At 28.0% G+C, this 15,390-nt stretch carries 17 protein-coding genes; 9 read left to right on the forward strand and 8 right to left on the reverse strand.

Going from position 1 to position 15,390, the window contains the following annotated elements:
* Positions 1-2: 2 nt before the first annotated feature.
* From ACW9W4_RS01955 to ACW9W4_RS01965, 3 genes are read right to left on the reverse strand one after another with little or no spacing between them, the layout of a single operon-like run.
* Entirely contained in the window at positions 3-719 is a 717-nt protein-coding gene (locus ACW9W4_RS01955) for a glycosyltransferase family 2 protein (RefSeq protein WP_457760847.1), read from the reverse strand.
* On the reverse strand, positions 720-1,343 hold the full coding sequence (locus ACW9W4_RS01960) for an HAD family hydrolase (RefSeq protein WP_457760848.1): 624 nt from the start codon (positions 1,341-1,343) through the stop codon (positions 720-722). It lies immediately after the preceding gene.
* Position 1,344: 1 nt separating this feature from the next.
* Complete coding sequence (locus ACW9W4_RS01965; protein WP_457760849.1) at positions 1,345-1,896, reverse strand: hypothetical protein; 552 nt, start codon at positions 1,894-1,896, stop codon at positions 1,345-1,347.
* 126 nt (positions 1,897-2,022) lie between these two features.
* Between ACW9W4_RS01965 and ACW9W4_RS01970 the strand changes: the two genes are divergently transcribed.
* A complete protein-coding gene (locus tag ACW9W4_RS01970) occupies positions 2,023-3,087 on the forward strand; it encodes a class I SAM-dependent methyltransferase (RefSeq protein WP_457760850.1) in 1,065 nt (354 codons plus the stop codon).
* A gap of 11 nt (positions 3,088-3,098) precedes the next feature.
* Here the strand turns inward: ACW9W4_RS01970 and ACW9W4_RS01975 are convergent, their stop codons facing one another.
* Positions 3,099-3,830 (reverse strand): glycosyltransferase family 2 protein, encoded by a 732-nt coding sequence (locus tag ACW9W4_RS01975; RefSeq protein ID WP_457760851.1) that lies wholly within the window; start codon positions 3,828-3,830, stop codon positions 3,099-3,101.
* Between the two features lie 104 nt (positions 3,831-3,934).
* Here ACW9W4_RS01975 and ACW9W4_RS01980 point away from each other — a divergent pair, with 104 nt between their 5' ends.
* On the forward strand, positions 3,935-4,699 hold the full coding sequence (locus ACW9W4_RS01980; RefSeq protein WP_457760852.1) for a hypothetical protein: 765 nt from the start codon (positions 3,935-3,937) through the stop codon (positions 4,697-4,699).
* On the opposite strand, the gene ACW9W4_RS01985 is transcribed toward ACW9W4_RS01980, so the two are convergent.
* On the reverse strand, positions 4,677-4,889 hold the full coding sequence (locus ACW9W4_RS01985; RefSeq protein WP_457760853.1) for a hypothetical protein: 213 nt from the start codon (positions 4,887-4,889) through the stop codon (positions 4,677-4,679). The two genes, ACW9W4_RS01980 and ACW9W4_RS01985, sit on opposite strands and share 23 nt — an antisense overlap.
* A 99-nt stretch (positions 4,890-4,988) precedes the next feature.
* Here ACW9W4_RS01985 and ACW9W4_RS01990 point away from each other — a divergent pair, with 99 nt between their 5' ends.
* The gene (locus ACW9W4_RS01990; protein ID WP_457760854.1) at positions 4,989-5,975 is read left to right on the forward strand and encodes a GHMP family kinase ATP-binding protein; all 987 of its coding nucleotides are present in this window, start codon (positions 4,989-4,991) and stop codon (positions 5,973-5,975) included.
* Here the strand turns inward: ACW9W4_RS01990 and ACW9W4_RS01995 are convergent.
* Positions 5,968-6,459 carry a D-glycero-alpha-D-manno-heptose-1,7-bisphosphate 7-phosphatase gene (locus ACW9W4_RS01995; RefSeq protein ID WP_457760855.1) on the reverse strand — a complete coding sequence of 164 codons (492 nt, stop codon included), beginning with the start codon at positions 6,457-6,459 and terminating at the stop codon, positions 5,968-5,970. The two genes, ACW9W4_RS01990 and ACW9W4_RS01995, sit on opposite strands and share 8 nt — an antisense overlap.
* 88 nt (positions 6,460-6,547) lie before the next feature.
* Between ACW9W4_RS01995 and ACW9W4_RS02000 the strand changes: the two genes are divergently transcribed.
* Positions 6,548-7,483, forward strand: coding sequence for an NAD-dependent epimerase/dehydratase family protein (locus ACW9W4_RS02000; protein WP_457760856.1), 936 nt, complete (start codon positions 6,548-6,550; stop codon positions 7,481-7,483).
* A 4-nt stretch (positions 7,484-7,487) separates the two neighbouring features.
* Here the strand turns inward: ACW9W4_RS02000 and ACW9W4_RS02005 are convergent, their stop codons facing one another.
* Both ACW9W4_RS02005 and ACW9W4_RS02010 read right to left on the reverse strand, forming a co-directional pair.
* On the reverse strand, positions 7,488-8,438 hold the full coding sequence (locus ACW9W4_RS02005) for an NAD-dependent epimerase/dehydratase family protein (protein ID WP_457760857.1): 951 nt from the start codon (positions 8,436-8,438) through the stop codon (positions 7,488-7,490).
* Between the two features lie 23 nt (positions 8,439-8,461).
* Entirely contained in the window at positions 8,462-9,346 is an 885-nt protein-coding gene (locus tag ACW9W4_RS02010) for a dTDP-4-dehydrorhamnose reductase family protein (protein ID WP_457760858.1), read from the reverse strand.
* Positions 9,347-9,430: 84 nt separating this feature from the next.
* Here ACW9W4_RS02010 and ACW9W4_RS02015 point away from each other — a divergent pair, with 84 nt between their 5' ends.
* From ACW9W4_RS02015 to ACW9W4_RS02035, 5 genes are read left to right on the forward strand one after another with little or no spacing between them, the layout of a single operon-like run.
* Positions 9,431-10,630 (forward strand): glycosyltransferase, encoded by a 1,200-nt coding sequence (locus ACW9W4_RS02015; protein ID WP_457760859.1) that lies wholly within the window; start codon positions 9,431-9,433, stop codon positions 10,628-10,630.
* 53 nt (positions 10,631-10,683) lie between these two features.
* On the forward strand, positions 10,684-11,916 hold the full coding sequence (locus tag ACW9W4_RS02020) for a methyltransferase domain-containing protein (protein WP_457760860.1): 1,233 nt from the start codon (positions 10,684-10,686) through the stop codon (positions 11,914-11,916).
* Positions 11,917-11,941: 25 nt separating this feature from the next.
* Positions 11,942-13,027: a non-hydrolyzing UDP-N-acetylglucosamine 2-epimerase gene (gene wecB / locus ACW9W4_RS02025; RefSeq protein WP_457760861.1), complete on the forward strand. Its 1,086-nt coding sequence runs from the start codon at positions 11,942-11,944 to the stop codon at positions 13,025-13,027.
* Between the two features lie 53 nt (positions 13,028-13,080).
* Positions 13,081-14,421, forward strand: a complete 1,341-nt coding sequence (locus tag ACW9W4_RS02030; RefSeq protein WP_457760862.1) for a nucleotide sugar dehydrogenase — start codon at positions 13,081-13,083, stop codon at positions 14,419-14,421.
* Positions 14,422-14,443: 22 nt separating this feature from the next.
* Entirely contained in the window at positions 14,444-15,388 is a 945-nt protein-coding gene (locus tag ACW9W4_RS02035) for an NAD-dependent epimerase/dehydratase family protein (protein WP_457760863.1), read from the forward strand.
* Positions 15,389-15,390 lie beyond the last annotated feature (2 nt).

Here is a 15,390-nt window from a genome sequence, read left to right on the forward strand (position 1 = left end):
TCTCAAATATCTCCATAGTTTTTTAGATATAGATCAAGATCCTCAGGGGTTCCTAGTCCATACATTTTTTTCACATTATAAGTACAAATTTTTTTGCCATTTTCAATCATTTCATTATATACTGGAGCAACATAAAATTCATTATTTATGAGAATATTTTTTCTAATCATTTGTTCAGCTGCCTCAACAAAAAATTTCCCTTTTTTATAATAGTAAATTCCCACTGTAGCAACATTGCTAATAGGTTTTTTTTCTGCAACTTCTGTAACAAACCCCAATTCATTTACTTTAGCAAAACTCCACTTAGAGTCATACGCCTCAAATGTCAAAATTCCGCCATCAGCATTTTTATCTCTCAAATAAGAAACAAAATTGTTAGAATTCCATTCTACGAATTGATCAGAGTTTGCAATAATCAATTCATCATCATTATTGATAAATTTTTTTGCTGACAGGACTGTTGATGCAGGGCCGTCTGTAATTTCATCAAGATGTATGATATTACAGTTAGGTTTTATATAATGAAGAAAATCTTCTACTGAGTATTTTTGATCATGTTCTCTTTGACAAACAAAAGTGTATTGTGCATCAATGCAAAGATTTTCAACTACTAATTGAATCATGGGCTTTCCATTAATTTCAATGAGTGGTTTAGGTTTTGAAAACCCTTGTTCAGCAAATCTTTTCCCCCTACCTGCCATCGGAATTACTATTTGCATTTATCCATTCCTGTTAAAATAATTAATTTTAGCTAATATGTGTTCTAATGTTACATCATGATATCCTTTTACTTCATATACATTTGCACCAGAACATTTAGCAGATTCTAATCCCTTGGGTGAATCTTCCACAATCATGCATTCTTCTGGAGGAAGTTCAAGTTTTATCATTGCTTTTATGTAACCTTCAGGAGATGGTTTTGGAAGCCGTACATCCTCATTTGAAATCACAAATTCCATGTATTCTAATTGTCCAGTTTTTTCTAGCATTAATTTTGCACTTTTATGTATACTATTTGTCACACATGCTTTTCTCAAGTTTGAAGTTCCTTTATGAAGTCGAATTTTTACATTGTCAATAAATGCATTATTTTTAATAACATCAAATGTTTTTTCTTGTTTTAGTTGCCAAATTGACTCTATTTGATTTTCAGATATTCTTTCTTGTTTTAGCAAAATATCTAATTTAGTATTTGTGGGAATTCCGTTAAATGTGGAGATGTGTTCTTCGCGTCCTATCTCAAAACCAACAATTTCTTTTAACGCCATATTTAGGGATTCATAATGCCATTCAGTAGCATTGACTAAAACACCATCAAGATCATAAAGTATAGCCTTAATCATCTTACCAATATTCAGGATTATTAGTACAAATAGCATCTGCTAATCCAGTATTAACAATCTTCTCAAATTTTTCAAGGTCATTTTTTCTTCCATGAAGTTCGGGGGATACTAAAGCTAAATTGTAACCTTGATCTTTTAAATTTAAAAGTATTTCTTCGTCGTACCATATCTCATTAAATGAATCAACCCATATCCATGAACATTTTGGGAATAATTCTTTTTCATATTCACTTAATCTGAATGCACAATTCAAACCATTATTTTGTGCTTTTATCAATGATGGAATGGGCCAATCAAAAGTAAAATAATTCTTTAAATTTGCATTGGAAATAATCTCTTCAAGTTTTTGTTCAATCTCTACGCTTTTAATATTAATTGCAGTCAATTTATTTTTATTCAATTTTTGAAGAAAGTCTTCAAGTTTAACACAGGAGGTGACAGGTAAGTCATGAGATATAATCAAATCACCATTTTGATCACGAACATCTAATTCTACACCAAAATTATCATTAATATCAGCATACGAATTTACTCTATGTTTAAGAATATCCATATGTATGATTCAAATTCTATGTATTTTAATTATTTATCAAAAAGAATTATGTAAGGTAAAATCAAATAAAATGAATTGAATCAATGTCGAATTTGCTCATCAGATAAGATTGAAAAAATCTTTTCCTTGCCGTCATTTCCTATATTTATCGGATGTACTGATGATAAAAAGGAAGATGATAGACTATATGATTTTGATATATGGCATTGCAATAATTGTGATGTAGGTCAACAAATTTCTATTCCTCCTTTTGAAGAATTATATAAAGAACAACGATGTTTTGGATTTGGCAAAATCTGGCAAACTCACTATGAAGAATATGCAGAATTTATTAAAAGAAATTCAAATCAAAAAGAAATTGCATTAGAAGTTGGAGTTGGAAATGCCATAGTGTTTAAAAAATTAAATGAATATTTTACTAAACTTCAAGGAATAGATGCAATAGATAATCCAGAATACAAAAATTACAATATTCATGTCGGATTATTTTCAAATGATCTTTTTGAAAAAGAGAGCTTTGATGTTATTTATTCATCACATTTTATTGAACATTTACCAGATCCGATTGAATTTCTAAACGTATCTAGAAAATTATTGAAAGAAAATGGACGCTGCATAATTGCATGCCCAAATATTTTAAAGAGTTTTGAAAATTTACATTTTAATGCATTTACAAGTGATCATTTGAATTATTTTTCAAAAAATTCATTAGAAAATATTGCTAGTTCTTTAGGGTATGAATTAGTTGATTTTTTCCAATATCTAGATCATGGAATGTATCTAGTGTTACAAAAAACAAACAAAACAAGTAGAGATGTAAAAGAGAAACAGTTTTTGGAGAAGTTTGGAAAATATAAAAAAAGAATTTTTGATTATGTGCTTAGTGCAAAAAATGAATTAGAAAAAAAAGAATCAGTATATGCTTTTGGTGCTCATGGTCTAACTGTCACTTTTTTAAAAATTTTAAATGATTCTAAATTAGAAAACAAAATAAAATTTGTTTTAGATAACGAAGTAACAAAACAAAACAGAAGATTGTGCGGTACAAATCTAATATGCAAATCACCGTTAATTATTGCAAAGGAAAAAAACCCAATTATTTTATTATATATGGGAGCATATGAAAAAGAAATTTCACAGCAACTAAAAGAAATAAACCCTAACTGCAAAATTATAACATCTAAAGAATAACTTTGTACAAATCAAGATTCAGTTGAAATGATTTTATTTGTATTTGCAACAAACTTTGATACATCTTCAGGAGTTCCTAAACTCCTCATTTCTGGAGCAGGATAAGAATAAATTTTTTTTCCAGTTCCAATTAGTTCGTTAAAAGATGGTGCATAATAAAATTCGTTATTAAACCTGATATTTTTTTCAATCATTTGTTCTGCTGCCCAAACAAAGTCTTTACCATGTTTAAAATAGTATATTCCAGCTGTTGCAATATTACTAATTGGTTTTTTTTCTGCAACTTGAGTAATTAATCCATCATTATCCACTTTAACAAAACTCCATCTAGGATGAGTTGAAATGAATGTAACAATTCCACCATCAGCATTTTTACCACGTAAAAATGATAAGAAGTGATTTTGATTCCAATCTAACCACTGATCAGAATTTGCAATAATCAATTCATCATCATTGTCAATTAGATCTTTTGCAAGTAGTAATGTTTTTGCTGCACCTTCTGTTTTTTCATTCACTTGGATTATTTTACAATCAGGATTAATTAAATTCAAAAGATCATACATAGAATATTTTTCATAATGATCTTTTTTACAAATAAAAATATAATTTCCAACCAGATTTAAATTTTCGACTACAATTTGTATCATAGTTTTTCCATCAATATCAATAAGAGGTTTAGGAAATGAATATCCTGCATCATGAAATGATTTTCCTTCTCCTGCCATTGGAATTATTATATTCAAAAGTTATCACTTATTACCAAAATTAGAAATATAAAAAGTGAGTAGGTGTATTTTTAAAAAATGAACACAGGTATATTTTTTAGGTCAATCTATTAAAATATCATATGAAAATTGGTTTCATCATTTCTATGTACGATGAAATCAAAAAAGTTAATGAGACTATCAGAGTTGTTAAAAGGAACAATTGCCCTGTAATCGTAATTCAATCAGATCCAAAAAATGAGAATGAATTATTGGATGAAAATACGGTTGAACATTATGAATTATTAGAAGACTTAGCTGGAAATAAAGAACAATACGTAGAGGAAAGAAAACACATGGATAAAGGGACAACAATTCCCGCATATGCATTGAGTAGAAATTATAATCAAGGATTTTCTGCTGCAAAGAAATTCGATGTTGATTGGTGGGTAGCTATTTTAGGAGATGTTGAAATTTCTAATTTATTAGGCATAGAAAAAATTATTGGGAAAATATCTCAAAATAATAAACTTGTTGGAGTCACTAGGGCAGTGGGTCAAATATGGCCTGATGATAATTTTGAATTTACACGTATTCAAAAAAAGACCACTACTGATTTTATGCCACAATTCTTTATTGTGAGTGAGGAATTAATCAAGGAAAAAACATTTGAACAAATCAAAGTTACTAACAAATATGCTTCTGAACAATGCTTAGGTGATGCAGTAGTTCAATATTGTAAAGATAATTCAACTACGTTTGATAATGTGGTATTCTCTATTTGTGATTATGCATATCCAAAGTTTATTGCGGGATTGAAATACAATCCAGTTCAAGCACGCTTGCCCAGATATGTTGACGGAGCTATAAATGCAGTAAGAAGGATTAGAGTAAAATTCCAATATTAATTCCAAATTTTTTTAATCTTTTTTCATGTATTTTACTTAATTCCATCCATAAATTTGAGGGTTGAAAAATTTTTGGCGAATGTTCTAGTTCTTCATACATAGATTGTAACTCATCATAATCTATTGATTCAATAGAATCATTGCTAAATTTTGGATCATTGACTTTGAAAGTATTTAAATAAAAATCCATTAGTCTTTTCTTTATCATAGATTTTTCATCTTCTAAAAATAGTTAAAATTTCCCCGAATTATATGTAACAGATAAATCAATACAAATCTCAAAATATTCATGATTATTTCAAAAACACCTTTACGTCTTTCTTTAGCAGGGGGGGGAACAGATCTTCCAGAGTATTATTCACAGTATGGATCACATATTGTGACATCAGCAATTGACAAACACATCTATATTTTTGTAAAAAAATGGTTTGAACCAGCAATTAGGGTTTCATATTCAAAAACAGAAATTGTAGAAAAAGTTAACAAAATTCAACATCCATTTATTCGTGAATCATTACGATATTTCAAGATCAAATCTAATTTGGAAGCAACAATTATGGCAGACTTGCCAGCAGGTACTGGAATGGGTTCATCAAGCAGTTTTGCAGTGGGTCTACTTAATGCATTATCAACATATACAAAACAAAAAATATCAAAACAGGATCTTGCAGAATTAGCATTTAAACTTCAACACAGTATTTTGAAAGAAGCAGGTGGAAAACAGGATCAATATGCAGCAGTATATGGTGGAATTATTTCTATGAAAATTAACAAACAAGGAAAAGTTGATGTAGAAAAATTAAAAATCAAAAAAGAAAAAATCAAAAACATTGAAGATAATTTATTATGTTTCTATACAGGAATAAAAAGAAGTGCTCCAAAAATTCAAGATAAATATTGTAAATCCATTATTAAGAATGAAACTTCAGTAATAGAAAGCTTACATGAAATAAATAAAATGTCTAAACCTATGATATCATATTTGAAAAAAGGAGATATCAATGAAATTGGAGAATTGTTTGAATTACATTGGAATTTAAAGAAAAAACTTTCTGATGAAATAACAAACCGAAAAATTGATCGATTATACAATCATGCAAAAGATACTGGTGCTATTGGAGGGAAAATACTAGGAGCAGGTGGCGGTGGATATTTACTATTTTTATGTAAAAATGGCAAAAAAAATGCAGTAAAACAAAAATTGAATCAAAAAGGGTTGATAGATGTTCCAATTACATTCAATACAAATGGTTCTATAATTGACAAATCTATTTAGTATTTGTAAGAATTTTTGATATATCAAAAAGACTTTGGTTTTTCAAAAGATATGAAGTTACTCCAATAGCATTACCTGCTTCAACATCAGTTTTAGAATCACCAATTAATACGCAATTTTCAGGCAATAAATCAAAACATTCAAGAGCTTTTTTAATTAAACCTGGTTTTGGCTTTCTACAATCACAATATTCATCAGGTTTATGAGGACAGTAAAAAATTCCATCTATTGTGATTCCTTTTACTTTTAAAATATTTTCCATTCTTTGATGAATTAACTTTAATTTTTCTTCAGGAATTATTTTTCTATTTATAATAGATTGGTTTGTAACAATAATTATTTTAATTCCGTGTTCTGAAAATAATTTTAATGCCTTATCAACGTCATCTAAAAATTCAAATTCTTCCCATGATTTTACATAATCATCTTTTTTTTTGTTAATTACCCCATCTCTATCTAAAAATACAGCATGAATTTTATTCATATAAGATATTTTAACTTTAGATAGTTATAGTTTCACATATTTTCAGAACATTGAATAAGTGCTAAAAATGCATGAAATATAGAAAAATATGACTAATATTTTAATCACAGGTGGTGCAGGTTACATAGGTTCAGTATTAACAAAAACGTTATTAGAAAAAAAATTTGAAGTAACTGTTCTTGATAATTTCAAGTATGAACAAAATAGCTTGTTGGATTGTTGTCATCATAAAAAATTTTCAATGATTAGAGGGGATTATCGAGATAAAAAAATTCTTTCTAATGCATTAAAAAACAAAGATGTTATAATTCATCTTGCAGCATTTGTGGGAGCACCACTGTGTGAATATAATAAAACGGATGCAAAAACTACAAATCTAGAGGGAGTTAAATTGCTTCTTTCATTAAGAAAGCCAAATCAAAAAATCCTTTTCCCATGTACTAATAGCGGTTATGGAATTGGACAAAAAGATACTTTTTGTACTGAAGAAACTCCACTAAAACCAATTTCATTTTATGGAAAAACAAAAGTTGAGGCAGAAAGACTAATTTTAGAATCAAAAAATTCAATCAGTTTCAGATTAGCCACAGTTTTTGGTACATCTCCAAGAATGCGATTAGATTTACTTGTAAATGACTTTGTTCACAGAGCTGTAAATGATGGAATAGTAGTAATTTTTGAAGGACATTTCAAGAGAAATTATATTCATGTTAGAGATGTAGCTGATGTATTTTTACATGGTATTAATAATTTTGATAAAATGAAAAATCAGGCATACAATGTTGGATTGAGTAAAGCAAACTTGTCAAAAGTTGAACTATGTGAAAAAATCAAAAAAAGGATTTCAACATTTAATTTTATTGAATCTCCAATTGGAAAAGATCCTGATAAAAGAAATTACATAGTTTCAAATGAAAAAATTGAGAAAACAGGATTCAAGCCAAAATATTCACTTGATGATGGAGTAGATGAGCTTGTAAAAACATTCTCAATTTTAAAAAACTCGAAATACTCAAATATTTAAAAAATTAATTTTTAGTAATATTTTCTTTATACCAATTAATGGTATTATGTAAACCATCTTCAAGACTAATTTTTGATGTATAATTCAAGATTCTTTTAGCTTTTTCTGTACTCATTAATTTCATCTTTGGGCCTCCAGGTTTTGATTTATCATATTCTAATTTTGCATCTTCAAAGCCATCAATTTTGCAAATTAATTTTACAAGTTCACTAACACTAGTATGAATTCCAGTTGCAATATTTATGGGCTCAGCAGTATGATATTTTTCCATTGTTAACAATATACCATCAGCTAAATCCTGACCATGAATATAATCACGTAATGCACTTCCATCAGACCAAATCACCATAGGGTTTTGTCTTTCGACTACTTTTCGTATATTAGCTGGAACAGTATGTGAAGTTATAGGATCAAAGTTGTCATGAGGCCCATAAGCATTTGCACCACGCGTTATAGAAATTTGAATATTTTTTTTATCATAAAGATATCTACAATGATTTTCAGCTAAAATTTTAATTTGTGAGTAGTGGGATGCAATTCCGCTTATGGGGACTTGAGCTTCATTTTCTTTTAGTGGCCAATCAACATCAGGATATATGGAATTATTACTAGAAAAATGGAAAACATCAGGTGGGTTTTTTTCTACTGCTTCCAGTATATTCAAATTCATTCTAGCATTAGGAATCAAGGTTGAGATAGGATCATTTTGATTTTTGGCCAATCCACCAGTTTGAGCTGCTGCATGAATAATAAAATCAAAATCTTTTAATAATTTATGACAAGTTTCAGGTTCTGTAAGATCACCAGAAATTTCTTCTACCTGATCTCCAAAAAAATTGGGTTTTTTATGAGTAAAAATTGTAATATTTGTATTTTTTTTCAATAACGCCTCAACACAATGTGAACCAACAAGTCCTGTTGCACCTAATACCAAGACTCTTTTATTTTTCCACATGATTTTTTTTGTATTCATTCACTTTAGAATCTTGTGTTAAGATATTTTTCAATTGATTTTTTAAACGATTCAGGTTTTTTGTCAAGTAATAAACTCGCTTTGCCTGTATTCAATGAGGAATCAGTTGGTCTATCAGTTTTTTCAAATGATTTTTGTGAAACAGATGTTATATCATAAGAAATTCCCATGATTTTTAACAATTCAACACAAAATGTATATCTTGAAAATTTTTGAGGGCCACTTAAATGGATTTTCCCCGTAATATTCTTTTTAATAACTTCAATCAACATATCCATCAAATTTTCAATATAAGTTGGAGTCATGAATTGATCAGAAATTAACTCTAGTTTTTCTTGTTTTTCAATTTTATCTAAAATCCAGTCAGGCAAAGTTTGTTTGATTGGGGATGTCCCATATACCATCCCTGTTCTTATTATACAATAATCATTTGCAAATTCTTCAACATGTTTTTCTCCAATAACTTTTGATTTTCCAAAAAAGTTGATGGGATTAACAGGATGATCCTCTAAATAATTACCATTTATTCCATCAAACACATAATCACTAGAAAAATGGATTAAAGAAGAAGAAAAGTCATTACATATTTTAGAAATTGTTTTGAGAGAATCCCCATTAACGGCCATGACAAGATCTTTGTTTTGCTCACAAAATTCTGGATTTTTGTATACGGAACAAAAATTTAGAACCAGATCAGGTTTAGAGGATTGAAAGATTTTTTCAAGACTATTAACAGATGTAATATCAACAAAGGTGCTATTTGCATGAATTTTTTTTTGATGGTGTGTTGGAATTAATATAAAATCATTTTTATATCTATTAACAAAAAAATTTCCTAAAAAACCAGAACTACCTAAAACTAAAATTTTTTTTAAAGTTGAATTAGACAATGTAAATCATTGATATATTATTAGTTAAAAATGCTTAATTAAGGAATCTTAAAGAATTAATATAAAATCATTTTTAATAATAAAATGCGGATTCTTCAAGTTATTTCTCAATTATCAGATTTCATGGGAGATTCAGGTCAAGTATTACATTTTGCAGAATATTATAAAAAAAAAGGTCATGATGTAACCATTGTGACAACTGATGGAGATCCTTTCTTCGATAATCCTGAAAATAGTAAAAGATATGAAATAACTAGGAACAAATTTTTAGAAAACCAAGAAAAAAAAATTGAAATAAATGGAATATCAGTAATTCCTATTCATTGTAAATTTCCAAAACTCGGGATGTATTCTCCAAAAGCAACAAAATTTGCTAAAAAAATAATAGATGATTTTGATGTTGTTCATGTCTATAGTTGGTATCATCACATAGGGTTAGTTTTTGCAAAACAAGCAATATTGTTAAAAAAACCAGTATTTGTTTCATTTTGGGGAACATTACAACCAGAGGCCCAAAAATATCATAAATTATTCAAATCAATGGTAGATTTTTTGTACACTAAAAAAATTATTCATAATGCTACAGGATTACATTCAATAGGAATTTCAGAAACCGAAATTTATCTAAAGTTAGGTGCAGAAAAATCAAAAATATATGAAATAGATAACGGGGTAGTGTTATCAGATTTTGAAAGTAAATCAAAATCAACAATTTTTGAAAAATTAGATGTCGATAAATCAAAAAAAATATTTTTGTACTTGGGAAGAATTCATGAGAAAAAAGGTATCGAATTATTTTTAAAAGCAATAAAAAAATTAGAAAAAACAAATGATCAATTTGAAATAATTATTGCAGGTAGTGGTGAGGAGAAATACGTATCAAAGATCAAAAGTATAGTAAAAGAATTAAAACTTGAAACATTTGTGAAATTTACTGGATTTGTTTCACATGATGATAAATTAGAATTATTAAAAAATTCAACAATTTTTGTATTAACATCGTTTAGTGATATACATCCAAGAGCAGTCCAAGAAGCATTAACTATGGGATTACCAGTACTAATTACAGAAAATTGTGATTATCCTGAAGTTGAAGAATATGAATGTGGAAAAATCGTTCAAGCTAATATAAATTCAATTTACAATGGTATAAATGAAATATTAGATGGTATAGAAAAAAAAGAATTTTCAAAAAACGCTAAAAAATTAATTCTAGATAAATTTCAAATGGAGGTGCAAATCAAAAAATTTGAGACAATGTATCAAAATTTTATTAGATCATAAATTAAAAAACATAATTTCACAAAGTTTTTGAATGGGTTAGAAGAATGGAATTGATGAATTGTAGATTTTGTAAGAGTGATGATTTAGAATTATTCCTTGATCTTGGACATTCACCCTTAGGAAACAGGTTTTTGACTAAAAAAGAATTACAGGAACCAGAGATTTACTATCCTCTACAGGCTTATTTGTGCAAAAATTGTAAATTATCTCAATTAGGATATGTGCCATCTCAAGAAACAGTATATAATGAAAATTATGCATATGAGGCAGGAAATACAAAAACGAGGAAAAAAAATCACTATGAACTTGCAAAAAATGCATATGAAAAATTTTCTTTAGATTCAGAATCATTGGTTGTAGACATAGGTAGTAATGTCGGAATGTTACTAACAGGGTTTAAAGAATTAGGAACAAAAATTCAAGGAGTTGATGCATCAGAAAACGTTGCACAAATAGCAAGGAATAATGGAATTGAGACAATCACAGGCTTTTTTGGAGAAGTGATTTCAAAAGAAATTCTTCAAAAACATAATCAAAAAGCAAAAATCATCACTGCAACAAATGTATTTGCGCACATAAATGACTATGATGATTTTTTGAATGGAGTTAAAGAATTACTTGCTGATGACGGTGTATTTATTTTCCAAGTTCATTATTTTGTAGATCTTGTTAAAAAATTACAATATGATATGATTTTTCATGAACATATTTTATTTGAATCCATCAAACCACTAGTAACATTATTTGAAAATCATAACATGACATTATTTGATGTTGAAAGATACGAGATTGATGGTGGAGTGATTAGGTGTTTTGTAAGTAAAAATAATATGCAAAAACCATCCCCAAAAATCAATGAATTAATTAAAGAAGAAGAAGAAATTGGTATTCATACTATAGAAGGTTTAGAAGATTTTTCAAATAGGGTAAACAAACACAGAGATGAATTAGTGTATTTGTTAAATGATTTAAAAAAGCAAAACAAAAAGATTGCTGCTCTAAGTATGCCAGCAAAAGGAGTAGCATTACTAAATTTTAGTAAAATAGATACAAGATTAATAGAATTTGCCACTGAAAAAACTAGTTTAAAAATTGGCAAATATGCTCCAGGAAGTCATATTCCCATTAAATCAGATAATGAGCTTACTGTATCTAATGTAGATTATGCATTATTATTAGCATGGAATTTTGAAAAGGAAATAATTGAAAATAATCAGAAATTTTTAGAAGACGGAGGTAAATTTATTGTGCCTATTCCAAATTTGAAAATAATTTCAAAAGATTAATGAAACAACAACGGAGTTAAAATACATGAAAACTGCAATAATTATTGGAACAAGGCCTGAAATTATTAAATTATGTGAGTTAACAAAAATTCTAAATAAAAAAAATTCAGAAATTGTATTTACAGGTCAACATTACGATTACAATATGAGCTTACAATTCATCAAAGAGTTAGGAATGAGAGAACCAGATTACAAAATGAAATTAACAAAATTACAAAATACAACAACAGATCGTGCTACACAAATTGGAGAAATTATTCTCAAACTTGCAAAAATTATTACAAAAATTGATCCTGATACAGTAATTGTTCAAGGAGATACAAATACTGTTTTAGCCGCATCAATTACATCGATAAAGTGTGGAATACCAATTAGTCATGTGGAATCAGGTCTTAGAAGTAATGATTGGCGTATGCCAGAAGAACATAACAGAATTGCGGTGGATCACATTTCAGAAAATTTATTTGCGCCTACAAAAAATGCACGGAAAAATTTAGAAGATGAAAATGTACACGGAAAAATTTTTGTTACTGGAAATACATCAATCGATACCATTGAAAACAATATTCATAAAATAAAAAAAAAATCAGTATTAGTAGTAGAAAAAGATGAATTTGTGCTTTTAACGCTACATAGAGGGGAAAATGTAGACAATCCCAAGTCTTTGTTACATATTACAAAAGCACTTATTTCAAGCAAAACAAATATTGTATTTCCTGCACATCCACGTACAATCAAGCAATTACATAAATTTGGATTATATAATAAAATTAAAAATTCAAAAAATATTCAGATTATTCCTCCTGTAGGGTATTTTGACATGATAAATTTGATGAAAAATTGTCAATTCATAATATCAGATTCGGGAGGGATTCAAGAAGAAGCTACAGCACCATCAATTAGGAAAAAAGTTATAGTAATTAGAAAAACAACAGATAGACCTGAAGCGGTGAAATTAGGATTTTCTGAACTTGTTGATGTAGATGCACAAAAAATTATTCAAGTAATCAACAAAAATCTCAAAAATTGTAAGATTATTTCAAAATCTAGCCCATATGGAAATGGAAATGCTAGCAAAAAAATTGAAAAAATTCTAAGAAATAGATTTTAGAAATCTAATTTTTACTATGATATATTAAGTTGAAAAATATTTTATGATTTAACATGAAAAGCGATTCTTTATTATCATCAATTGATAATTTAAATGCAAAAATTTGCGTGATTGGATTGGGTCAAGTAGGTCTTCCAACTGCTTTAACATTCTCCAAAGCAGGTTTTAAAGTAATAGGACATGATACAAATAATGAATTACTAAATAAACTAAATATAAAAAAATCTCCGTTTAAAGAAGAAGGATTAGAATCATTATTAGAAGAATGTATTGAAAAGAACAAATTTTCTACAAAACAAAAAATTTCTGATGCCGTTGAAGAGTCAAATGTTGTGATAATTTGTGTGCCAACGCCTCTAACAGAAAATATTTCTCCAGATTTAAATGCATTAGAAAATGTGTGTAAATCACTTTCAACATTAGTTCTAAAAAATAAACTTATAATTATTGAAAGTTCAATTCCTCCTGGAACATTTACTGAATTAGTAATACCTATACTAACAACAAAATTAAATGAAATTAAGGATTTTTCAATTGCATTTGTTCCAGAACGATTATCACCTGGACAAGGTTTAACAGAAATACAAACAACACCAAGATTAATCGGGACATTGGATCAGAATTCAGAAGTCCTTACAAAAAAATTGTATGAAAAAATTGTAACATCTCAAATTTTATCATCTTCAGTAAAAATTACAGAAATATCAAAGCTGGTTGAAAACACTTTCCGTGATGTGAATGTTGCATTTGCAAATGAAATAGGAATGATGTGTGAAAAATATGGGATTGATGTAAAAGAGTTAATTGAAGTATGTAATTCTCATCCTAGAGTGAATCTATTAACTCCAGGACCAGGTGTAGGAGGTCCGTGTTTACCAAAAGATCCAATTCTTTTATTGAATCCACAAAAAGGAGAAAAATACGATTCTAAACTAATCAATCAATCAAGACAGATCAACGATTCGATGCCAAAACATGTTGTAAAATTGTTAGAAACATCATTAAATAAAACCAATAAAAAAATTGAAGAATCTACTATTTTGATATTAGGTACAGCATACAAAGGAAACGTAAGTGATACTAGACTTTCACCATCAAAAAATATCATTTCTCAATTAATAGAAAAGGGTGCAAATGTACTTGTATTTGATCCTATAACATCTGAAACATTTGGTGGAATTCAAATTGAGGATATTTTTAAATCTGATTCAATTTATGATGTAGTGTTAGTTTTAACAGATCATGATGAATTCAAAAAAATTGACCTTGGGAAACTTAAATCCAAAATGAGTGATTGTAGAATAATTGTGGATACGCGAAGGATTTTTGATAAGAATAAAGTAGAAGATTTAGATATTCAGTATATATCAATAGGTTATCAAAAACAAACATAAATCAAATAATTGGAAATTTATTATGAGAAATTTTAAAAATTCTTCAATATTAGTAACTGGTGGTACAGGAGCAGTTGGGACAAATCTAGTTAACAAACTTTTAGATTTTGGTGCCAAAGTAATTGTTTTAGATGACTTTTCACAAAGCAAAAAAATTAATCTTAAATCATCAAAAAATTTGACCATAATAAAAGGAGATATCAATAATAAAAAAATACTTGAAAAAATATTTTTAAAAAAAATAGATTATGTTTTCCATTTAGCAGCTCGTTTTGCAAATGAGTTATCAGTAAAAGATCCTGTAGAAGATTTGCATGTAAACATTCAAGGTACATTACAAGTTTTGCTTTATGCATCAAAACAAAAATTGAAACGATTTGTATACACATCTTCAAGTTCTTTATATGGAAATCAAAATGAGACTATTAATGAAAAAACCATACCAAATCCATCAACTCCCTATGCAGTTAGTAAACTCACAGGAGAATACTATTGTAAAGCTATGAATCAATTATACAATTTAAAATATACAATTGTAAGATTGTCTAATTCATATGGTCCATTTGATCCTTCAGGAAGATTTAGAAATGTTATTCCAAACTTTTTTCAGTCTGCTTTATCAAACAAAAATATCATAATTACAGGTACTGGGAATGAAACAAGGGATTTTACATATGTGGATGACACTGTAAATGGAATACTATTAGCAGCAATATCAAATAATAGTATTAATGAAGTTTTTAATTTGGGAACAGGAAAAGAAACTTCTATTAAAAATATTGCAAAAATGATTATAGAGATAACTAATAGTAAATCAAAAATTATATTCAAACCTAAAAGAAGTTTTGATCATATAAACAGAAGAAAAATGAATATTTCAAAAGCTCGTAAATTAATAAAATACAATCCTAAAATCAACATTAACGAAGGATTAAGAAAAACATATGATTGGATGTTACAAAATTAATT

The sequence above is a fragment of the Candidatus Nitrosopumilus sp. bin_7KS genome, from assembly GCF_054095835.1.

Bases quoted from the DNA above. Each gene is read 5' to 3' on its own strand.
- ACW9W4_RS01960 (WP_457760848.1), bottom strand. From the start codon at position 1,343: ATGATTAAGGCTATACTTTATGATCTTGATGGTGTTTTAGTCAATGCT.
- ACW9W4_RS02020 (WP_457760860.1), top strand. From the start codon at position 10,684: ATGAATTGTAGATTTTGTAAGAGTGATGATTTAGAATTATTCCTTGAT.
- ACW9W4_RS01990 (WP_457760854.1), top strand. From the start codon at position 4,989: ATGATTATTTCAAAAACACCTTTACGTCTTTCTTTAGCAGGGGGGGGA.
- wecB (WP_457760861.1), top strand. From the start codon at position 11,942: ATGAAAACTGCAATAATTATTGGAACAAGGCCTGAAATTATTAAATTA.
- ACW9W4_RS01965 (WP_457760849.1), bottom strand. From the start codon at position 1,896: ATGGATATTCTTAAACATAGAGTAAATTCGTATGCTGATATTAATGAT.
- ACW9W4_RS02000 (WP_457760856.1), top strand. From the start codon at position 6,548: ATGACTAATATTTTAATCACAGGTGGTGCAGGTTACATAGGTTCAGTA.
- ACW9W4_RS01955 (WP_457760847.1), bottom strand. From the start codon at position 719: ATGCAAATAGTAATTCCGATGGCAGGTAGGGGGAAAAGATTTGCTGAA.
- ACW9W4_RS02005 (WP_457760857.1), bottom strand. From the start codon at position 8,438: ATGTGGAAAAATAAAAGAGTCTTGGTATTAGGTGCAACAGGACTTGTT.
- ACW9W4_RS02030 (WP_457760862.1), top strand. From the start codon at position 13,081: ATGAAAAGCGATTCTTTATTATCATCAATTGATAATTTAAATGCAAAA.
- ACW9W4_RS01995 (WP_457760855.1), bottom strand. From the start codon at position 6,459: ATGAATAAAATTCATGCTGTATTTTTAGATAGAGATGGGGTAATTAAC.
- ACW9W4_RS02035 (WP_457760863.1), top strand. From the start codon at position 14,444: ATGAGAAATTTTAAAAATTCTTCAATATTAGTAACTGGTGGTACAGGA.
- ACW9W4_RS02015 (WP_457760859.1), top strand. From the start codon at position 9,431: ATGCGGATTCTTCAAGTTATTTCTCAATTATCAGATTTCATGGGAGAT.
- ACW9W4_RS01980 (WP_457760852.1), top strand. From the start codon at position 3,935: ATGAAAATTGGTTTCATCATTTCTATGTACGATGAAATCAAAAAAGTT.
- ACW9W4_RS01985 (WP_457760853.1), bottom strand. From the start codon at position 4,889: ATGGATTTTTATTTAAATACTTTCAAAGTCAATGATCCAAAATTTAGC.